The following is a 19,607-nucleotide window of genomic DNA, read 5'->3' as shown; positions in this document are numbered from 1 at the left end:
TTTTTTATTTTCTTAATATATTTTTATTTTTCTGTAAAATAGGTTTTTCACAAGACATAATTATGGCCTTCATCATAGAATTGCCAAGCTGAAATGACGTTAAACGATACCTTAAGGAGTGACAAAAAGATGCTGGAAATTGCCCTTGAAGCAGTAAATACAATCAGAAAGCGGACTCAGGATGCGTTTGACGGAGCCGGACAATTTGACTACAAACCGGATCGCTCTGTTGTCACTCAAACTGATTTAATGCTGGAAACAGAGATTCGTAACATACTGGAAAAACGTAGCCCGGGTGTTCCTATTCTGGGAGAAGAGTTTGGGTTGGATGGCAGTGAAAAATTCGAATCAGGCTGGATCATTGATCCCATTGATGGGACAAGGGCGTTTCTGTATGGCGTCCCCTTGTTTAGCACGTTGCTGGCTTTTGTCGAAAATGGTGAACCCAAACTTGGGGTAATCAGTTTTCCGGCAATTTCTACGGTTGTTTATGCTTCACAAGGGGAAGGGTGCTGGATGAGTGTGGAAGGCAAGCCGTTACGCCAGCTTAAAGTGATGGATAACTCACCAATATCGGTTAACCATGCTGTGATTTCAGCTTCTGGTATACACGGTTCCGGTTATCATCTGGAAAATGGCACAGTGGCTTATAATCTGGATGAGTTAGTGAAATCTGCCCGTGATTTTGTTTTTGTCAATGATTGCTACCAGCACACGATGGTTGCAGCCGGCAGGTTGCACTGTGCGATTGATACAATAATGAAACCGTGGGACAGTGCGGCAATTCTGCCCTGTATTAAAGAAGCGGGTGGTGATTTTTGTGCCCTGAATGGCAGCCGGAAAAGGGCCATGTTTGGTGGCAGTCTGGTTTCGGCCTGTAATTCAGCATTGCTTGATCAGGTGGTGGAGGTCATGAATTCTCCTGCTGAAAATTAAATATACACTTCGTCTTTCAAGTTGCCTCTTTGTTGGCTACGCTCACGTCCCCCGGTCACCGTTTTTATAAACATACGGTTATCTATGCTCTTGGGGATGAGTACCCTTGCCGCCGAGACGCATCTTGAAATCCATTGTGTATAATATATGCAACCTGAAATAGAAAATCCCGGATGTGGTAATACATCCGGGGGCTATGCAGTTTAGTTTTTCAAAATCTGTGACAGAATTTGCAATGCCTTACCGAATTGAGCATCCGGTATCGTCAGCGGGTAGAGGAAACGGATCACATTACCGTGCGTACCACAGCTCAATAATAACAGCCCTTCGCGTTTAGCTCTGGTTTGTACTTCGCGGGTAAATTCTGGCGATGGTTTACCGGTTTGTGGATCGTTAAATTCCACCGCAACCATAGAACCCAGAGCGCGAATTTCAGCGATTGCCGGGCACTGAGTACGCGCTTGTGCCAGTATTTCCACCAGCTGCTGACCAAGCTGATTGGCTCGTTCGCACAATTGTTCTTTTTCGATGATGTTGAGTACGGCATGGGCGGCAGCCACCGCCAATGGATTGCCCGCATAAGTGCCGCCAAGCCCTCCGGGTGCTGGTGCATCCATCACTTCTGCACGTCCTGCTACGCCGGAAAGCGGCATTCCTCCCGCGAGGCTTTTCGCCATCGTGATCAGATCTGCTTTTACATTATGGTGCTCCATCGCAAACAGTTTACCTGTGCGGGCGAAGCCGGTTTGCACTTCATCCGCAATTAACAGAATGCCATGCTCATCGCACAGGGCGCGTAGCGCCTGCATAAACTCGGTAGGCGCCATATTAAACCCGCCTTCACCCTGTACTGGCTCAATAATAATAGCGGCAACCTGATCCGGTGCGATATCGGCTTTGAAAATATGTTCCAGACTTGCCAGAGCATTATCGACTGATATGCCGTGGAGCCCGTTCGGATATTTGGCGTGGTAAACAGAACCGGGGAAGGGACCAAAGCCGATTTTATACGGTGCGACTTTGCCGGTGAGTGCCATCGCCATAAAAGTACGGCCATGAAAGCCACCGCTGAAAGTAATCACTCCCGGCCGACGGGTATAAGCGCGGGCAATTTTCACGGCATTTTCGACAGCTTCCGCTCCGGTGGTGAAGAACGCAGTTTTTATCGGGCCGTTGATTGGTGCCAGCGCATTAATACGTTCTGCCAGTGTCACATAGCTTTCATAAGGCACAATTTGATATGCGGTATGGGTGAATGCTTTTAGTTGTTGTTCAATTGCGGATACGATTTCAGGGTGGCGATGACCGGTATTCAGTACAGCAATGCCAGCCGCAAAATCAATGATTTCGTTACCTTCTACATCCCACAGAGTAGCATTTTCCGCCTTTTGCGCGAAGTAGTCACTCAGCACACCTACTCCGCGTGGAGTAGCATTCAGACGACGTTGATTCAACTCTGTATTTTTCATCAATTATTCTCCTGAAAATGGCATAAATTTGTAGGGTTACTAGGATAGTGCGGTGACCAGCCGTTGCAGTTTTTTCTGAAACGTATGCCGGATAGCCAGCGCTTGTTGTAATGTCACTTGGGTAAATTTTACTTTGGCACCGGGAGGTAACTGCCCGAGGATATCCAGATCGCTGCTGACGACGGTGCCCAGCGTCATGTAGCCACCCCCGGAAACGGCATCCCGATGTAAGACAATGGGAGTCCGCCCCGAAGGAATTTGAATAGAGCCAATAGGATAGCAGGCATCCACAATATTGGAGGGATCAGAACCTGCGCCAAACGGTGGCGTGCGCTCCACAAAATTTAGTGGTCGCCCATCCAGAAAGCGGTAACCGATGCGATCAGATTCAGAGCTTATTCTCCATTCATCGCTGAAAAAATTATCAACGGATTCTGCTGTCAGGCGATGAATATACATCCCGGGAACCACCCGAAGTTCGGCATGTTTATGAAACTCCGGTTTAAACTCTTCCGGCAAGTGATGACCCACAGGGCCTTGCCCACAATACGCGGTTACAGGAAGGGTATCTCCGGCCTGCAACCGGCGGCCCTGATATCCACCCAATGAGCCGAGACTGTATGTGGAGCGGCTACCCAGTACCAGAGGTACATCGATACCCCCTGCGATGGCAAGATAACTACGGGCACCTAAAGATGAGCCGGTGATTTTCAGTTGCTGCCCTTTTTGCGCCAGCAGGCAGGTATTAAGAGGAACGGACTGCCCGTCCAGTTGTATGCCCATTGGTGCCCCGCTGACAGCGAAAACGGTTTCCTGCTCAAAAAGCAGTTCCGGCCCCATCAGAGTGCATTCTAATCCTGCCGTATCCGGTGCATTCCCTACCAGCAGATTTGCTACTGCCAGCCCAAAACGATCCAGCGTACCGGAAGGCGGAATACCTAAATGATAATAGCCTTCCCGTCCAGCGTCCTGTACTGAACTTGACAGCCCGGGTTTCAGCACCTTAATGCCATATAACACTTCAATTGACATATAACACCTCAATCGTCATATAGCCCCTCCTGCAAATTTGCAGTGCAAGATTGTGGGTCAGCTTCAAAGGCCGCAAGGTCAAACTCAACAGGACGAATGCGCAGCGTAAACTCTTCTCGTTCAACTTGTGCAATAGCCTGATCATACTCATCACGATTGATAGACCTGAACTGAACGATATCGCCTGTGCGGAAAAATACCATAGAATCTTTAAGATAAGGCAGACGCTGTTGGGTATCGTAAATGGGGGCCGGAGTGACACCAAAGAGCTGATAACCCCCCGCACCCCGTACAGAGTAGATGCAGCCGAAACAGCCGCCGTGTCCCAGCGAAAGCTGCGGGGTATCAGTGCGTGGGATCAGATACTTAGGCACCTGAATTTGCTGTTCTTGTTCCACCATCTGGTACATGAAAGGTAATCCGGCAACAAATCCGACCATAGAAACAAACCAGGGAGCGCCACTGTGCTGGGCAATAAATGCATCAGTATCAGGCAATCCGTTGATTCGCGCTGCGTATTCCAGATCGGTGGCGTGTGGATCCTGATGGCGTTCCCGAAAACGCATCAGGGTTTCATGCGTCCAAGGATCGTTGTAAAGCACCGGGATTTCAATAATGCGCGTAGAGAGTTTTTCTCCGGTGTTTTCTTGTTCCGCTACGGCCTGAACTTTCTCCAGTAATGTCAGGGGAGGCAGAATATCCGGGTTAAAGCGTATCTGGCATGATGCATTTGCCAGACAAATATCGAGTATGCCCGGTAGTGCAAGGTTTTTAATTGCTTTTGTTAACGACATACTGCGAAAGAATGCCTTCAGAGACATGGATTCGCTGATTTCAATAAAAAGATGTTCGTCGCCGCCGAAGGTGTAGCGTAAATCTGAGTCAGACATATCAGCACTCCTTCTTTCAATTTATACACTTCGTCTTTTAAGCTGCCTCTTTGTTGGCTGTGCTCACTCACCCCGATCACCGTTTTTATAAACATACGGTTAGTTATGTTCGTGGGGATGGCCTCCCTTGCCGCCGCGACGCATCTTGAAATCCATTGTGTATTGTATATGCAATCATTTATGTGGAGGTGTAATCGTGATGCCTGCATCCTGTAAACGGGTGACTATTGCCTGAAGTAATGGAAGTGCGCCGGGGGTATCGCTGTGCAGGCAGACAGAGGAAAATTCAATGTCAATATCGCCTCCTTCTACGGTACGGACTTTTCCCTCTTGGCAGGCGCGTAACACTTTGTCTGCGACTCTTTCAGGATCGAGCGGCGCAACCCGGCGGGTGAATACAATAGAACCACTGAGATCGTAATCGCGGTCAGCGTAGAATTCACAAACCACCGGATGACCGAGTTTGGTTGCCTCACGCCAGATAGCTGAACCGTGCATGCAGAATATGATCAATTCCGGAGCATGTTTATGCAGCGTGGAGACGAAATAATGTGCGGCATCGTTGTCACGAGCCAGATGCATGTATAAGGCACCATGTGGTTTTATATGTTGTAGCGGCAGGTTATACAGCGCAGCAAACTCGCGTAATGCACCGAGCTGATATAACACATCGTTGGTTAATTCCTGTGGGGTCGTATTGATATGGCGGCGACCGAATCCGACAAGATCACGGAATCCGGGATGGGCACCAATGGACACGCCTTTTTGCTGTGCCAGCGCCACGGTTTTGCGCATAATACAGGGATCGCCCGCATGAAAACCGGTGGCAATATTGGCTGAGCTGATTAACGCCATAATTGATTCATCCACATTATCGCCGATAGTCCATGGGCCGAATCCTTCGCCAATGTCTGAGTTGAGATCGATATTTGTCATGGTTATGTGCTTACATTGTGAGCTGAACGTTAAAAATATAATATGGTATGACAAAAAGAAGAAATTTTTTTCTGATGCCCATGCGATAAATATTGAACATCCATTGAGTATAGAACATGTGTTCGTTTAAACGGATACATAATCTTGCTAAATACCATGGTAAATCCATTGGATGTATTATGAAATTAATCAGATAGGCATAATTTCACGGAATTGACTTTGGTTTTTCCACATGAGAGTGTGTTTTGGGATGGTATCAATAATGTGAAAGGTGACTTCAGAATACTGAAGTCCGGCTTGCTCAGTGTGACATTTTTTCAAAAAATAATATTTCAGGAACTTCATTCATGTTCGTTGAGGGTTAGTTAGTTTTTGAAGATGGTTTGAAATATATAGAAATAGTTGATATTAATTTTATAATAAAAATATCCTTATGGATTGATATTTAAATATAATACCTCAGCATTAAATAAGTATGAGTTTTTTATATTTTCAGTTTATAACTGAATTGTGTTTTAACAATATTACCTGCAATAGAGATGCAGCCTGTTGCATTACTCTTCATCCTTCAATTTGATATGGTATTGGTACAAGTCGAAAGATGAAGAGAATAACTAACGGAGATTAGCGGAAGTGGCAAACAAGCGCTGTTTCATGGCAGTTATTTTGGTAAGTGTCCCAAAAACCTGCTGGTTGGTTATCAATATCGCTTTGTAGCAGCATGGGCTTATGCCATTCAAGCTGTAAACCGGCTTTTTGACTTGCTTCTGCAAAATGCTCACGGCTCCAGCTATACATGGTAAAAGGAAAAGTAGAATGATGTGGGGGAGCCATAAATTCAGCTTTAAAGAACAGGCCTTCGCCGTAGGGTTCTTCGCTAAGAATATCGCAGAGATAATTGGTACAGTTGCCTTTTGCTAACCGATAGTCAGGCGAAAGTGTATATGCAACTAATTTCCCGGAAGGTGCCAGATTATCAGCGATTACCCGGAACATGATTTCAAGTTCTTCAAGTGAGACTGCGTGGCAAAATAGCCAGGATGCGTTAATGATATCAAATTTACCCAATGACTCCATCTTGCAGACATCTCGGACATGATACTCAATACCATCACCGTGTTGTTCAGAGATGTTTTTTGCAACCTCAAGCATATTTGCTGAGATATCGACACCGATAACTTTTGATGCGCCATGGCTTTTATAAAGCCGGCTAAAAAGACCTTGACCACAGGCTAAATCTAATACTGATTTTCCTTGTATATCACCCGCCAGCTCAAGGACTGTCCTGATCCCTATCTCAACCTGAGGAGCTGCATCTGAAAAACTTTCGTAAACATCGGCAATAGGGTCATATAATTTTTTATCATTCATTATTTTCTGTCCTAAACTAAGATAAAAGAAATAAGCGGAAACGTTTTGCTGTTTTTAAAAATGAAATCTATTATTGTTATAATGTTGGGATGTTTTATTTTAAGTGCTTTATATTAATTTGTTGGAAATAAATTTGATATGATCATTTTTATTTTGCTTGTGTTGTTTTTGGTTAACATGAAGTTATTCAAATAAAACTTACTGCTCCTATACTCGGTAAACTTCAAGTTACCACGGGGATATATAACACGCATATTGAAATTGAATTCGTATATTAATGGTAATCTTCTATTTTAGAAAGAATATCAACCCATATTCATATCAGGGTTGATATTATATTTTAGATTTTATATTCAATAGTGAGATTGGACAGTACGTTATCGTGATGAATACCGTTTATATTCTTCACCCTCCAAAGTGCCATTTTGATGAGCCTATGTTGAAAAGTGAAGAATTTGACTGACTGATATTATAGGAATTTACAAACAAACGCGGCTTCATGGCAGTTATTTTGGTAAGTATCCCAAAAACCTGCTGGTTGCTCATCAATATCACTTTGTGAAAGCATGGGTTTATGCCATTCGATCTGCAAACCCGCTTTATTACTTGCCGCTGCGTGTTGTTCACGGCTCCAGCTATACATTGTAAAAGGCGCAGGAGGCAGAGGAGGGTTACGTGAAGGAAGGGTAAATTCGGCTTTAAAGAGAAGCCCGTCTCTACAGTGCTCTTCGCTCTGAATATCGCAGAGGTAATTAATACAGTTACCTTTTGCTAACCGGTAGTCAGGCTCAATGGTGTAAGCAATTAATTTACCGGAAGGTGCCAGATTATTAGCAACTGTGCGGAACATCATTTCAAGTTCTTCAAGTGATATCGCATTACAAAATAGCCAGGATGCGTTAATGATGTCAAATTTACCCAGCGATTCCATTTTGCAGACATCTCTGATATGAAATTCTATATTATCACCATATTGACGAGACTTGTTTCTGGCAATTTCAATCATGTTAGTTGAGATATCAGCCCCGACAACTTTTGATGCCCCACGACTTTTGTAAAGCCGGCTAAAAAGGCCGTAGCCGCAAGCTAAATCCAATACTGATTTGCCCTGTATTTCACCTGCCAGCCCAAAAACGGTCCTGATTTCTACATGGATCTGGGGAGCAGAATCTGAAAATCTTTCATAAACATCAGCGATAGCATTATATACATTTTTTTCATTCATTACTTTCTGTCCTTAACAAAGATAAAAGAAACAAAACTAAGGTAAAAAATAAGCGGAATTTTTTTGCTGTTGTATAAGAATTAAATTTGTTATCGATATAATACTTGATGTTTTTTATGGGGTTTACCTTAATATATAAACATTCAGTTTGATATGATTATTTTTATATTAGGCATGTTGTTTTAATGAATATGATAAATAAATAGTATGGTTTATTTTAAGACTATTATTATTCTGTAGTAATATCAGGTCGTTTCAGTAAAGATATCAACCCATACATTAAAATGAATTGATATCCCATTCTTTTTATTCAGTACCTAAAAATCGGTAAATTGCCCGGAGTACAGCTTCAGGTTTCTCTGCATGAACCCAATGACCGGCTCCTGCCACAACCCAGGCCGTGGCTTGTGGGAATTGATTAATAATATCCTGCCGGTATTCTTCCGTAATGTAATCGGAATTTCCGCCACGAATAAACAGGGCTGGTTTATGCCATGCAGGAATCGTTTCCCAGCCGATAATTTTTTCGTATTCTTTTTGTAGAACCGGCAGGTTAAATCGCCACTCTCCCTGACGGAATGATTTTAGTAGAAACGGGATCACGCCATCTTCTTTAATATCCTCAAGCATGATGTCTGTAGCTGCCTGTCGGGTTTGTACACCCGCTTCCGTTACTTTATTCAGTGCTGCAAAGATACTGTCATGACGCCTTGCCTGATAAGCAACCGGAGCCATGTCAATCACCACGATTTTTTCAATGCGCTCCGGGGCAATGGCTGTCATGCTCATGGCAATTTTACCCCCCATGGAATGACCTATGATGATGGCTTTTGCTATATCGAGTTCGTCAAACAGGGCCAGCACATCTTGTGCCATATCACGATAATCCATATTTTCCATGCGGGGAGAAATACCGTGATTTCGTACATCAATCTGAATCACCGGATAATATTGCTGTAAATCACGCCCTAATATTCCTAAGTTGTTTAAATCACCAAAAAGCCCATGGATAAGGATAATGGGAGTGGAAGACTGCGGATTTTCGGGTTTGTGTAAATGATAATTTAATTGATTGTTTGACTTCATAATTTGCCTGAGTTTAATGACGTTCATACAATGTTTAATATTGTAGAGTTTAATATCATGACACATCAGCAGAGACAAACAAAATGAGGAGATACTGGCTGTAACTGATTGATTTATTTTAGGGGAAAAGTTTCTTTTTTTGCAATTCTCAATTTAAGAAAGAATCACTTTAAGTTATTGAAAGTTTAATTGTTTTGTTTTGTTGCATTATATCTTATAATCTGAGGATAATTTTTTCATTAAGAACAGTACTGGATAGAAATGAAAACGATAGAAGTTGATGAAGACCTTTACCGCTTTATTGCAAGCCAAACCCTGCATATCGGTGAAAGTGCATCTGATATTTTACGGCGCATACTGAAGTTGGACGCCGGGCAGCCAGTACAAACTACACAGCCTGCCAGTGAACCTGTACCCGTCAACAAAATACCAGCTGTACGTCCCCGAGATACTGTCCGCGTTATACGTGAGTTACTGCTTTCCGATGAATATGCCGAAAAGAAAAAATCCGTTGAGCGTTTCATGTTAGTGCTATCGACACTGTATAGTCTGGATAGTGAAAGTTTTGCCAGAACAACAGAAGCGATGCATGGGCGTACCCGCACGTATTTTGCCGGTGATGAACATACGCTGCTGGCCAGCGGTAAGCAGACCAAACCTCGCCATATTCCCGGCACACCTTTTTGGGTGATCACCAACACCAATACTGACCGTAAACGCAGCATGATTGAGCAAGTTATGCAGGATATGAGTTTACCGGTAAATTTGATTGAAAAAGTGTGTGGCACTATTTAGTTTTAGTTTTTAAGTTCGGCATTTAGATTGAGTCAGCAGTCTGCTGTTAATCAATTAACTCTCTAAACCGTTCAGCATATCTGTTTTATACTGCACTGGCGATTGTCCGGTGCAGCCTTTCAGGAGAAATAAAGTGGCGATTCATCCTAGGGCAGGGCAGCTGGCCCAGCAGCATGATCTGATCAATGTTGCACTCCTCACATCACAGTATTACACCTTACAACCCAATCCCGAAAATCCGGCCCATAAAGTCAAGTTTGGTACTTCGGGCCATCGTGGCAGTGCCGGGCGTAATAGCTTTAACGAAGCACATATTCTGGCAATTTCTCAGGCGATTGCAGAAGTACGTAAGCAATATGATATTACTGGCCCGTGTTATATCGGGAAAGATACGCATGCACTTTCTGAAGCTGCTTTTATTTCTGTACTGGAAGTATTGACAGCGAATGGTGTTGATGTGGTTGTGCAGGAAAATAATGGTTTTACACCTACGCCTGCTATTTCACATGCTATTTTGTCTTATAACCGTCAGGGAAAAAATCTGGCGGATGGTATTGTGATTACCCCTTCCCACAATCCACCGGAAGATGGTGGTATTAAATATAATCCGCCTAATGGTGGCCCGGCGGATACGGATCTGACGTCTGTTATTGAGAATCGGGCTAATGAATTGTTGGCAGATAATCTGAAAGGCGTTAAACGCCAGCCTTACGAACAGGTATTAAAAAGTGAATATCTGCACCCTCAGGATTTAGTTGATCCTTATGTCATCGCATTAGGTGAAGTTGTCGATATGGCTGCTATCCGGAAAGCGGGGCTGAAAATTGGTATCGATCCCTTAGGTGGCTCAGGTATTGCTTACTGGCAGCGTATTGGTGAGTACTATAATCTCGATCTGACGTTGGTGAATGATAACATTGATCAGACTTTCCGCTTTATGACACTGGATCGTGATGGTGTGATCCGGATGGATTGTTCATCTCGCTGGGCGATGGCTGGGTTGCTGGAGTTACGGGATAAATTCGATTTGGCATTTGCCAATGATCCTGATTATGACCGCCACGGCATTATTACCCCAGCCGGCCTGATGAACCCTAACCATTATCTGGCGACAGCGGTGGATTACCTGTTCCGCCATCGTCCGCAATGGTCTGAGAAAGTGGCGGTAGGTAAGACGCTGGTTTCCAGTGCCATGATTGATCGGGTTGTGGCTGATCTGGGGCGTGAACTGGTGGAAGTTCCTGTCGGTTTTAAATGGTTTGTTGACGGGCTATATAAAGGTGAACTGGGCTTTGGTGGTGAAGAAAGCGCGGGTGCATCTTTCCTGCGTTTTGATGGTACTCCGTGGTCAACAGATAAAGACGGCATCATTCTTTGCCTGCTTGCAGCGGAAATGATGGCAGTGACCGGTGAAAATCCACAACAACGCTATGACAAATTGGCAGCCCGTTTTGGTACACCGAGTTATAGCCGTCTTCAGGCTCCGGCAAGTCATCAGCAGAAAGCACAGCTATCTAAGTTGTCACCGGAAATGGTCAAAGCTGACACGCTGGCTGGTGATCCAATTACGGCTCGCCTGACAACCGCTTCCGGCAATGGTGCTTCCATTGGTGGCTTGAAGGTGATGAGTGATAACGGTTGGTTTGCAGCTCGCCCTTCGGGTACTGAAGAAGCATATAAAATTTATTGCGAGAGTTTCCTTGGTGCGGAACACCGTGAAAAAATCGAGCAGGAAGCTCAGGAGATTGTTAATCAAGTATTTGCTGCGGGTTAATTGACGCGGATGCTGATTAAAAAAGCCGCTGCTTTTGCTGCGGCTTTTTTGTTAAAGCAAACATTATTAAAGCAAACATTATTGATGTGCATGTATTATATCTCCCCGAGACGTGGGGAGATATAAGAATTGACTTCATATTACCCGTTGTAACTTGAAGTTTATCGAGTATAGATTTCTTTAAGATAAAATTCATATTTTTCAGGGTGCTTTCTTTATGGTTTATATGAAGCTGAGTGTCATTTTTCTCGGTTATCATTGGTGGAACAAATCGGCAGGGAAAAATGGAAACTGGCCCCGCCTTTCTCATTATTTGTCGCCCATATCCTTCCATTGTGAATTTCGATGATGTGATAACAAATCGTTAGTCCTAATCCGGCATTCGGCACCGTGGGTGTGCGATGTTTGCGGGGGATAGGTGAGAATTTATCAAAAATGGATTTTTCCTTTCCGCCCGGTAGCCCTGAGCCGGTATCCCAGACTTCGATATTGACCTGTTTTTTTTCAATTGTTGCTTTGATGCCCAGTGTTGAGCCTTTCTCTGTATGTTTGATGGCATTTTCCAGTAGATTGACAAAGACACGTTCTAATAAAGGAGCATCGCACTGTAGGGACAAATCAGCAGGCAGGAAAAGATCTATCTTATAATGACTTAAGGCATAATCGAGTGAGCGTAAAGCACTATCGATGATTTCTTTCAGTGAATAACAGCTAAAATTGGGTTGAAGGCTGCCTGATTGGATACGCACGATATCCAGCATGTTATTCACCAGATGTGAAATATTCAGGATTTGCTGATGAATATGCTGAAATTGTTTAGCATGCTGCGAGTTTGTAACGGGCAAATTTTGTCTGAGTACTTCGGTTTGTTCAGACAGATGAGTCAATGGCGTCAGCAAATCATGTGACAGCGCAGTCATAAATGAATTACGTAATTGTTCCCACTCACTCTCCAGCTTGGCGGATTCTGCACCACGGGCCAGATGTAAGCGCTCCAGTGCGTTAGCAATAATTCCGGTGAAAATCTGTAGTAACCGTTGTTGCTCAGGCACTAATAGCTGCCGGGGATTCGCTGATTCAATCGCAAGCACAGCAAAAATTTGTGACGGGGTGGCGATGGGAATTAACTGATAAGGTACGCCCGGCAGAGTATCCGTTCCTGCTCCCGCGGGCTGTTTTTTATCAAAACACCATTTTGCGATGGCTTCATCAACTAACATCTGCCCACCGTTGTAGGATTTCACCTGATAAAGATGATTATTGCCATCCGGCAGTAATAATCCTGTTTTTGCCAGAAAGCTATTGGATAAAAAATGGTAACTGATACGGGCAACGTCTTCTTCATTCAATGCCCGGCCGAGTTCTCGTGTGATTTCATATAAATGCCGTGTCCGCTGCTCCCTGTAGCGCGCAATTCTGGCTTGATAACGTATACCTGCGGCCAGATTCCCGACGACCGCCCCCACGATCAGCATGACAGTAAAGGTAAGCAGATATTGCATATCATTAACAGCCAGTGACAGGTGGGGTTTAACAAAAAAGATATCAAAACTGGCAACGTTGATAAAAGCAGCAAATACGGAGGGCCAGCGCCCGTAAAACAACGCAATGACAACAACGCCCAGCAGATAGAGGGTGATCAGGTTGGCTTTATCGAGAGGGAATAAAACTGTGCGAGAAAATAAGGTAATAAAGGTGCACAGTATAATTGCGATCAGGAACCCCTGAAGCTGGTTTATCCATTTGTCATTGGATAAGCGATGCTCAGCCTGTTCTTTGCTACCGTGCTGTTTTTTATCTTCGAGGGCAATAATAATGATATCCAGATCAGGCCCTAGTTTGCCTAAGCGTTCGACAAAATCAGAACGCCATCTATGGCTGAAGAGTGTGGAATATAAACTATGATAGCGCCCGACGATGATTTTTCCGAGGTTGTGTTCTCTGGCGTAGCGAAGGATCGCTTTTTCTTTATGAGGCTCCGAAAGTGTGGCAGTTTCTGCACCGAGTTCCTGCGCCAGCATCAATGTTTTTAAAATAGTCCGACGTTTGATTTCCGGCAACCGGTGTAATTTAGGCGTTTCAACATAAACAGCATGCCAGGTACAATCTAACTTCGCGGCAAGCCGGGCTGCTTTGCGGATCAATTTCTCATTACCATGATTATCGCCGATACATAACAGCAGGTTATCCCGCGTATGCCAGACCGGCTCTTTTCCCCGCGTATCGCGGAAAGCGCGCATTTGATCATCCACACGATCTGCGGTACGGCGCAAGGCCAGTTCACGCAGAGCAATCAGGTTTCCTTTACGGAAAAAATGTTCAATTGCCCGTTCAGCCTGAGCCGGAATATAAACCTTACCTTCGTGAAGCCGCTGGCGCAGGTCATCAGGAGGCAGATCAACCAGAACAACATCGTCGGCATTATCAAAGATATGATCAGGAATAGTTTCCCTCACCCGGATACCGGTAATACCGCCGACAATATCATTCAGGCTTTCCAGATGTTGTACGTTAATGGTAGTCAGGACATCAATACCGGCTTCCAACAGTTCTTCCACATCCTGCCAGCGTTTAGGATGGCGACAACCCTTCGGATTACTGTAGGCTAATTCATCCATCAGGATGACGGCAGGGTGACGGGCAATAGCCGCATCAATATCAAATACCGCGACCCGGCGTTTCGCTGAGTAGATATATTTTGGCGGTAACTGTGGCAGGCCTTTTAATAGAGCGGCAGTTTCCTGCCGTCCGTGTGTTTCAACGATGCCGACAATAATATCCAGCCCCTGAGCCAGCAAGCGTTGAGCTTCCTGTAACATGGCGTAAGTTTTTCCTACGCCGGCACAGGCTCCGAAGAAAATTTTCAGTTTGCCCCGTGGTTTTTCATTTACCAACGTCAGTAAATTGTCTGGATCGGGACGTTGTGGCTCTGTTTCAGTCATCGCTATTTGCCTTGTGCTCGCTGGTTATCTAATGCCAGATTGAGTTTCAGTACGTTGACAACAGGCTGACCTAAGTAGTGTATTGGCGGAAACTCAGTGTTTTCCTCAATCAGCTTATTGATTAAATCTACCGGCAGATGCCGGGCTGTAGCAATGCGATGAGCCTGAAATACAGCAGCTTCAGGTGAAATATGGGGATCAAGTCCACTACCGGATGCGGTGACTAAATCGACAGGAATAGGATGATTTTCCGGGTGGTTAAATAGACGTATTTTAATAATGCGCAGTTGTATTTTCTGGAATAAAAGCGGGTTAGTTGGTGCGAGATTACTTCCCCCGGATGATTGTGCATTGTAAGGCAGTTCAGCCGTCATTGAAGGCCGTCCATGAAAATAGCCCGCTTTGGTAAATTCCTGACCGATTAATTCTGAACCGAGTAACTCACCATCCTGTTCAATGAGTGAACCTGTCGCCTGATGGTGAAACAAGGTTGTGGACAGACCTGTGATTAGTAGCGGATATGCGATCCCGGTGATCAGGGTGAGAAATATCAACAGAACAATGGAAGAACGTAACCAAGTCATTTTTTCACCTTACCTGATAGTCAAATCCTGAGAGGATGATGATCTGCAAGTGATCGTCTTCAAAAAAGCACGTGTTATTTAAAGCCTAATACAGTGAGTAGCATATCGATCAGTTTGATCGCCGCAAAAGGCAGCAGCAACCCACCCAGACCATATATCCATAAGTTACGCCTCAGCAGTGACAGAGCATTCATCGGACGATAGCTGATGCCTTTCAGAGCGAGCGGCAGTAAAAAAATAATGATAATCGCATTGAATATAACCGCTGACAGCACTGCTGATTGTGGTGAATGGAGGTGCATGATATTCAGCGCATTAAGTTGCGGATAAGTGACAGCGAATGCGGCCGGAATAATGGCGAAATACTTAGCAATATCATTAGCAATGCTAAATGTGGTTAGAGAACCTCTGGTCATCAGCATCTGTTTACCAATACGTACCACTTCAATTAATTTCGTAGGATTGGAGTCCAGATCCACCATATTACCGGCCTCTTTTGCGGCCTGAGTTCCTGAGTTCATGGCAACGGCCACATCAGCCTGAGCCAGCGCGGGAGCATCGTTTGTACCATCGCCGGTCATGGCAACCAGACGCCCTTCAGATTGATACTGGCGGATCAACGTCAGTTTTGCTTCGGGGGTCGCTTCCGCCAGAAAATCATCTACACCGGCCTCAGCAGCAATGGCTGCCGCTGTCAGATGGTTATCGCCCGTGATCATCACCGTTTTGATCCCCATTCTGCGCATTTCACTGAAACGCTCCTTTATGCCGCCTTTAATAATATCTTTCAGGGCTACGACACCCAAAACCCGCTGATTTTCAGCGACAACCAGCGGTGTACCTCCTTTGCTTGCAACCTGTTGCACTAGCAGATTAATGGCCTCAGGGAACTGGCTGCGGTTAGCTTCAATATGGCGTCGGATGGCATCAACAGCACCTTTGCGGATCATGCGATCGTTGATGTTGACTCCGCTCATGCGGGTCATGGCAGAAAAAGGAACAAATGTAGCATTTAATGTACGCAGATCACGTTCGCGCATATTGAAGCGCTGTTTTGCCAGAATGACGATACTGCGACCTTCTGGTGTTTCATCTGCCAGAGAGGAAAGCTGTGCAGCATCAGCCAATTGTCGTTCTGTCACTCCGGGAGCGGGCAGAAACTGAGAAGCCTGACGATTCCCCAAAGTGATTGTTCCGGTTTTATCCAGTAACAGCACATCGACATCACCTGCGGCTTCAATGGCACGTCCGCTGGTGGCAATGACATTGGCTTCCAGCATACGGCTCATTCCTGCTACACCAATGGCAGAAAGCAGCCCTCCAATGGTAGTGGGAATTAAACAAACTAAAAGTGCAATCAGCACGGTAACTGTGATAGGTGCGCCAGTGTGGTTGGCTTCAACACTGAATAGGGAAAAGGGGAGTAAGCTGGCACAGGTTAGTAGGAAAATGATGGTGAGTGCGGTAAGTAAAATGGTCAGGGCAATTTCATTCGGTGTTTTTCGCCGCTTGGCTCCTTCAACCATTGAGATCATCCGGTCGAGGAAGGTTTCTCCCGGATTGACGGAACATTCTACAATTAACCAGTCTGACAATACTTGTGTGCCTCCTGTCACGGAAGAAAAATCCCCGCCAGATTCCCGTATCACTGGTGCTGACTCACCGGTAATGGCGCTTTCGTTAACAGAAGCTCCGCCTTCAAGGACTTCGCCGTCACAGGGGATAATTTCACCCGCTTCTATCAGTACAATATCGCCTTTGCGTAAACAATCGGACGTGACTTTTTCTTTTGCCGCATCGCGGTTGGGGGATGAAAGCCTGATTGCCCACGTTGTTTTTTTGACACCTTTCAGACTGGAGGCCTGAGCCTGACTGCGTCCTTCCGCCAGCGCTTCTGCAAAATTGGCAAACAGCACAGTGAACCACAACCATAAAGCAATGGAACCGGTAAAGAGGGCATCCCCCGTTGTTTGGCCGGTCAGAATACTGAGCCACAATAAAGTGGCCAGACAGCTACCGAGGTAAACGACAAACATAACCGGATTATGCCATTGGACGGCAGGGTGACATTTTTTTACTGAATCGATAATTGCCTGACGAACGAGTTCGGATTCAAATAATGCCTGCTTTTTATTTCTCATCACTTATCTCACTATTTATTTCACAACTTCACTTATTGTGATAGTTGCCAAAGCTGTAAATGCTCTGCAATAGGACCAAGAGCCAGTGCGGGTATGAAAGTGAGTGCTCCAATCAATAAGATGACTAAAATTAATAAGCCAATGAATAATGTAGTGTGAGTGGGTAGGGTTCCGCTGCTGATAGGCTGCCGTTTTTTACTGCTCATCGATCCGGCGATGGACAGTACAGGCAGAATGATGCCAAATCGACCGAGGAACATGATGATGCCTAACAGCAGATTGTAAAATACACTGTTGGCTGCCAGACCGGCAAAAGCACTGCCGTTATTATTAGCCGCAGATGTAATAGCATAGAGTATTTCGGTGAAACCATGTGCCCCCGGGTTTGCCACGGCACTTCTTCCTGCTGCAAATGAAACTGATAGCGCGGTTCCCAGTAGGATAAGGGAAGGCGTGACCAGAATCGCCAATGCGACCATTTTCATCTCATGAACATCAATTTTTTTACCCAGATATTCGGGAGCACGGCCAATCATCAGGCCGGCAATAAAGACAGCCAGCAGGACAAATAACAATATGCCATAAAGCCCCGCACCTACGCCGCCAAAGACGACTTCGCCGATTTGCATTAGCCAGAGCGGTATCATGCCACCCAATGCTGTAAAGGAATCATGCATTGCATTAACCGCCCCGCAAGAGGCTGAAGTTGTGACTACACCATAGAGAGAGGAGGCAAGAATACCAAACCGGGATTCTTTTCCTTCCATGTTGATATTGCTGTTAATGCCCGCTTGCATGAAATGGGGATTTCCCATCGTTTCAGCGTACATCACGATTGCGACAGAAATGACAAAGATAATGCCCATTGCCCACAATAGGGAGTATCCTTGCCGATTGTCCCCAACAACCAGACCAAAGGCGAAACACAACGCACTGGGGATCAAAAAGATGGAAATCATCTGTACGAAGTTACTCATCGTATTCGGATTTTCAAAAGGATGAGCTGAGTTCGCGCCAAATATACCCCCTCCATTTGTTCCTAATACTTTGATGGCTTCTTGAGAGGCAACGGGTCCCATCGGAAGTAATTGCTGATGCCCTTCAAGGGTGTGAACAGAAATATATGGAGAGAAGTTTTGGATCACCCCCTGACTGGCAAGGATCAACGCGATAATGGTCGCCAAAGGAAGTAGCAGATAGAGTGTAATGCGAGTGATATCAATCCAGGCATTTCCCAGTGTTTTCACTCCTTGTCGGGAAAATGCCCGTATCAATGCGAAAGCGATGGCAATACCTGTAGCCGCAGACAGAAAATTTTGTACGGTCAACCCCGCCATCTGGCTCAGGTAACTGAGGGTATTTTCGCCACTGTAGGCCTGCCAGTTCGTGTTGGTGACAAAACTGATTGCTGTATTGAGTGCTAAATCCCATTTCATACCCGCAAAATGCTGAGGATTGAGAGGAAGATATTTTTGGCTTATCAATAGGATAAATAGTAACAATAAACCTACGAGGTTAAAGGCAATAATGGCAAAGGAATATTGCCACCAGTTCATTTCTTTAACACTGTCACCCGGCTTTTTTAAGCCACAACAACGCCATAAAATCATTTCAGCATGGGTGATCCGGTGAGGTAAGTCGCCCTCAATGAGATGTGCGATTAAATTCCCAAGAGGCTTACTTAATATAAATAGTAATAGTAAGAAAGTAGCGATAAGTAAAAAAGCAGAGGTTTCCATTTAGAAATCCTCCGCATTCAATAATGCATAAACCAGATAGAAGAGTAATAAAACGACCAGAATAGCGCCAATAATAAGTAAGTTATTCACTATTTATCTCCTCGTTACTTCTTAATAACAAACCGGTTTAGAATAAAAATGACCAATCAAGAAGTGATAAAAAGAGAACCTGAAATCACAAAGTAAATATAAGTAATATTAATTAATTTGGCTCTGTGAGAATTAAGTTTAGCAAAACCTGATAGGTTAATTTTATGTTTTTAATATGTTGGTTTTGTTTCTGTTTAGATCGTTAATTTGTAATAAAATTACGCTAAGATGAAAAAAAAGTGATTTTAAGCCTTAAAAAAGTGGTCGGATCAGTAGTAAATTTTCATTTTATCGAGTAAAATTTGTCAGGTCTTACAGTTATTGAGTTATTGCCCATTTGAGGAGGTCTCTATGTATCGTGAATATTCTCGGCATCAGGTTCTCTTGCGGCGCATCGGTGCCGTCGCATTAGGCGTTATTGCACTTCCTTTCATGTTGTTTAGTCGGGAACGTGCCCGTTTCTACAGCTACTTACATAAAGTATGGGTAAAAACCAGTGATAAACCAGTTTGGCTGGAACGTACAGAAATTGCTTCAGATACGTTAAATCCCTAAATTTCCCCGCTTGGCAGAGTCCTGTTCCTCGTTTTTCTGCCT

The 19,607-nt window shown here is 44.7% G+C and carries 16 protein-coding genes; 4 read left to right on the top strand and 12 right to left on the bottom strand.

The window, feature by feature from the left end; all coding sequences use genetic code 11:
* The first annotated feature begins 129 nt into the window (after positions 1-129).
* The gene (locus AAC855_RS08490; protein WP_340609155.1) at positions 130-936 is read left to right on the top strand and encodes an inositol monophosphatase family protein; all 807 of its coding nucleotides are present in this window, start codon (positions 130-132) and stop codon (positions 934-936) included.
* A gap of 203 nt (positions 937-1,139) precedes the next feature.
* Here the strand turns inward: AAC855_RS08490 and AAC855_RS08485 are convergent, their stop codons facing one another.
* From AAC855_RS08485 to ybfF, 7 genes are all read right to left on the bottom strand, one after another.
* Positions 1,140-2,405, bottom strand: coding sequence for a 4-aminobutyrate--2-oxoglutarate transaminase (locus tag AAC855_RS08485; RefSeq protein WP_340609154.1), 1,266 nt, complete (start codon positions 2,403-2,405; stop codon positions 1,140-1,142).
* Between the two features lie 39 nt (positions 2,406-2,444).
* Positions 2,445-3,437, bottom strand: a complete 993-nt coding sequence (locus tag AAC855_RS08480) for a 5-oxoprolinase subunit C family protein (protein ID WP_340609153.1) — start codon at positions 3,435-3,437, stop codon at positions 2,445-2,447.
* 8 nt (positions 3,438-3,445) lie between these two features.
* Positions 3,446-4,327: a 5-oxoprolinase subunit B family protein gene (locus AAC855_RS08475; protein WP_340609152.1), complete on the bottom strand. Its 882-nt coding sequence runs from the start codon at positions 4,325-4,327 to the stop codon at positions 3,446-3,448.
* A gap of 174 nt (positions 4,328-4,501) precedes the next feature.
* Complete coding sequence (locus AAC855_RS08470) at positions 4,502-5,263, bottom strand: 5-oxoprolinase subunit PxpA (protein ID WP_340609151.1); 762 nt, start codon at positions 5,261-5,263, stop codon at positions 4,502-4,504.
* A gap of 624 nt (positions 5,264-5,887) precedes the next feature.
* A complete protein-coding gene (locus AAC855_RS08465) occupies positions 5,888-6,634 on the bottom strand; it encodes a class I SAM-dependent DNA methyltransferase (protein ID WP_340609150.1) in 747 nt (248 codons plus the stop codon).
* 469 nt (positions 6,635-7,103) lie between these two features.
* A complete protein-coding gene (locus AAC855_RS08460; protein ID WP_340609149.1) occupies positions 7,104-7,859 on the bottom strand; it encodes a class I SAM-dependent DNA methyltransferase in 756 nt (251 codons plus the stop codon).
* 306 nt (positions 7,860-8,165) lie between these two features.
* Complete coding sequence (ybfF, locus tag AAC855_RS08455) at positions 8,166-8,945, bottom strand: esterase (RefSeq protein ID WP_340609148.1); 780 nt, start codon at positions 8,943-8,945, stop codon at positions 8,166-8,168.
* 261 nt (positions 8,946-9,206) lie between these two features.
* Between ybfF and seqA the strand changes: the two genes are divergently transcribed.
* Entirely contained in the window at positions 9,207-9,740 is a 534-nt protein-coding gene (gene seqA, locus AAC855_RS08450; protein ID WP_099109086.1) for a replication initiation negative regulator SeqA, read from the top strand.
* Between the two features lie 133 nt (positions 9,741-9,873).
* Positions 9,874-11,514, top strand: a complete 1,641-nt coding sequence (gene pgm, locus AAC855_RS08445; RefSeq protein WP_340609147.1) for a phosphoglucomutase (alpha-D-glucose-1,6-bisphosphate-dependent) — start codon at positions 9,874-9,876, stop codon at positions 11,512-11,514.
* 239 nt (positions 11,515-11,753) lie between these two features.
* On the opposite strand, the gene kdpD is transcribed toward pgm, so the two are convergent.
* From kdpD to kdpF, 5 genes are all read right to left on the bottom strand, one after another.
* The gene (gene kdpD / locus AAC855_RS08440) at positions 11,754-14,456 is read right to left on the bottom strand and encodes a two-component system sensor histidine kinase KdpD (protein WP_340609146.1); all 2,703 of its coding nucleotides are present in this window, start codon (positions 14,454-14,456) and stop codon (positions 11,754-11,756) included.
* A gap of 2 nt (positions 14,457-14,458) precedes the next feature.
* Entirely contained in the window at positions 14,459-15,040 is a 582-nt protein-coding gene (gene kdpC, locus AAC855_RS08435; RefSeq protein WP_340609145.1) for a potassium-transporting ATPase subunit KdpC, read from the bottom strand.
* A 74-nt stretch (positions 15,041-15,114) separates the two neighbouring features.
* On the bottom strand, positions 15,115-17,181 hold the full coding sequence (gene kdpB, locus AAC855_RS08430; protein ID WP_340609144.1) for a potassium-transporting ATPase subunit KdpB: 2,067 nt from the start codon (positions 17,179-17,181) through the stop codon (positions 15,115-15,117).
* A gap of 32 nt (positions 17,182-17,213) precedes the next feature.
* The gene (gene kdpA / locus AAC855_RS08425; RefSeq protein ID WP_340609143.1) at positions 17,214-18,920 is read right to left on the bottom strand and encodes a potassium-transporting ATPase subunit KdpA; all 1,707 of its coding nucleotides are present in this window, start codon (positions 18,918-18,920) and stop codon (positions 17,214-17,216) included.
* Positions 18,921-19,010 (bottom strand): K(+)-transporting ATPase subunit F, encoded by a 90-nt coding sequence (gene kdpF, locus AAC855_RS08420; protein WP_099109093.1) that lies wholly within the window; start codon positions 19,008-19,010, stop codon positions 18,921-18,923.
* A 351-nt stretch (positions 19,011-19,361) separates the two neighbouring features.
* On the opposite strand from kdpF, the gene AAC855_RS08415 reads away from it, so the two are divergent.
* Positions 19,362-19,565, top strand: a complete 204-nt coding sequence (locus AAC855_RS08415) for a YbfA family protein (RefSeq protein WP_340609142.1) — start codon at positions 19,362-19,364, stop codon at positions 19,563-19,565.
* The last annotated feature ends 42 nt before the right edge of the window (positions 19,566-19,607 follow it).

It is taken from the genome of Xenorhabdus bharatensis (genome assembly GCF_037996705.1).
Taxonomy (GTDB): domain Bacteria; phylum Pseudomonadota; class Gammaproteobacteria; order Enterobacterales; family Enterobacteriaceae; genus Xenorhabdus; species Xenorhabdus bharatensis.
The sequence above is the reverse complement of the archived record's forward strand: the minus strand, read 5'-3'. Positions and strand labels throughout refer to the sequence as shown.